This is a genomic window from Corynebacterium sp. HMSC076G08 (assembly GCF_001811515.1).
Taxonomy (GTDB): domain Bacteria; phylum Actinomycetota; class Actinomycetes; order Mycobacteriales; family Mycobacteriaceae; genus Corynebacterium; species Corynebacterium hiratae.
In genome coordinates, this window is the sequence record NZ_KV805079.1 from 96860 (window position 1) to 97279 (window position 420).

1 pseudogene is annotated in these 420 nt (G+C 60.7%); it reads left to right on the forward strand.

The features are described 5' to 3' along the window. Nucleotides 1-420 (forward strand): annotated as a pseudogene (locus HMPREF2806_RS13645) (HNH endonuclease); the annotation flags it as partial.

The window sequence follows — 420 nt, forward strand, 5'->3', positions numbered from 1 at the left end:
TGGGGGATTTGGAGACTTATTTCTCCTATCGCAGTTCGGGGTTGGATCTTGTGGGGCTTGCGGTGGGCAGTGTGGATGATTTACGCGCGCGTGGTGCATCAAGGGCTGATGCTGCGGAGTTGGCTGGATTGCATGGGGTGTATTTCGGGCCGACGCGTTTTACGGGCAAGCAGCGCCAGGCGCGTGCGGCTGCGGTTGCTCAAAGGCATGATGTGGCGACGTTGAGTTTGATCGAGTCCTATACCGCCAGGGTGAAGAAGGAGTTGGATGCGTGGAATCTGCGTGTCCGCTTGGCAGGCACCCCAGCAGACCGTATCCCGAAGGTGGCCAAGGAGAGGTTGAAGCAGTTGCGGCCGCGGCGGGTGCCGGAGGTTGGGGTGCGTCTGACGTACCGGAAGGTGGGGCCGCATTCGTTGACGA